The following is a 1551-nucleotide window of genomic DNA, read 5'->3' as shown; positions in this document are numbered from 1 at the left end:
TTGCGTTCGAGCAGACGCAGCGCGGTCACGATCTGACCGCGGGTATGACTGGGTGGAATGACGGCATCGAGGTACCCACGCTCGGCAGCGACGTACGGGTTGACCAACGTGTCCTCGTATTCCTGCTGCAACGTCAGCCGCAACGCATCGACGTCCTCACCGTTCTTCGCCGCCTCCAACAACTGCTTGCGGTACACGAACCCGACCGCACCCGAGGCCCCCATCACCGCGATCTGCGCCGTCGGCCACGCCAAATTGACGTCGGCACCCATGTGCTTGGACCCCATCACGTCGTACGCCCCGCCGTACGCCTTGCGGGTGATGACGGTGATCTTCCCGACCGTCGCCTCCCCGTAGGCATACAACAATTTCGCGCCCCGCCGAATGATGCCGTTGTACTCCTGACCCGTCCCGGGCAGAAACCCCGGCACATCGACCAACGTGATGATCGGAACGTTGAAACAATCACACGTGCGCACGAACCGCGCCGCCTTCTCCGAGGCATCGATGTCCAACGTTCCCGCGAACTGCGTGGGCTGATTGGCCACGATCCCCACCGACCGGCCGTCGATCCGCCCGAACCCGACGATGATGTTGCGGGCCCGCCCCTCCTGGACTTCGAGGAACTCGTCGTCGTCGAGGATGCGGGTGATCACCTCGTGCATGTCGTAGGGGGTGTTCGGTGAATCCGGGATCAGGGTGTCGAGTTCGAGATCCTCCGCGGTCAGCGAGTCCTCGATCGCCCCGGTGATCGGATCCGACGGGACCGTCCGCGGGGCGTCGGCGCGATTGTTGGACGGGAGATACGACAGCAGATCCCGCACGTAGTCGAGCGCGTCGTGCTCGCCGGAGGCGACGTAGTGCGCGACCCCGGATTTCTCCATGTGTGTCCTCGCGCCACCGAGCTCTTCCATCGTCACGTTCTCACCGGTGACGGTTTTGATGACGTCGGGGCCGGTGACGAACATCTGACTGGTGCCGTCGACCATGACCACGAAATCGGTCAACGCCGGGGAGTAGACGTGTCCACCGGCGGCGGGGCCCATGATCAGCGAGATCTGCGGGATCACCCCCGAGGCGCGGACGTTGCGGTGGAAGATCTCCCCGTACAACCCGAGGGAGACGACCCCTTCCTGGATGCGGGCACCGGCACCTTCGTTGATTCCCACCAACGGGCGTCCGGTCTTGACCGCCAGGTCCATGACCTTGACGATCTTCTCGCCGTAGATTTCCCCCAACGAGCCACCGAAGACGGTCGCGTCCTGGGAGAACACGCACACATCCCGGCCGTCGACGGTGCCGTAGCCGGTGACGACACCGTCACCGAGGGGCCGGTTGTCACCCAACCCGAAATTCTGGGACCGGTGCCGCGCCAACGCGTCGAGCTCGACGAACGAGCCCTCGTCGAGCAACGCCGTGATCCGCTCGCGCGCAGTCAACTTGCCCTTCGCGTGGACCCGCTCCACCGCCGCCTCACCCGAGGGATGCTCCGCACCCGCGAGACGTTTACGAAGATCGGCCAATTTACCCGCAGTGGTATGGATATCGGGT

Annotated in this window: 1 protein-coding gene; it reads right to left on the bottom strand. The window is 64.5% G+C overall.

Annotated elements, in window-relative coordinates:
* A partial coding sequence (locus CH305_RS28630; protein ID WP_218828622.1) for an acyl-CoA carboxylase subunit beta occupies positions 1-1551 on the bottom strand: 1551 nt, incomplete at both ends.

Origin of the sequence: Rhodococcus sp. 15-649-2-2 (assembly GCF_002258645.1) — a bacterium.
Classification (GTDB): Bacteria; Actinomycetota; Actinomycetes; order Mycobacteriales; family Mycobacteriaceae; genus Rhodococcoides.
The sequence above is the reverse complement of the archived record's forward strand: the minus strand, read 5'-3'. Positions and strand labels throughout refer to the sequence as shown.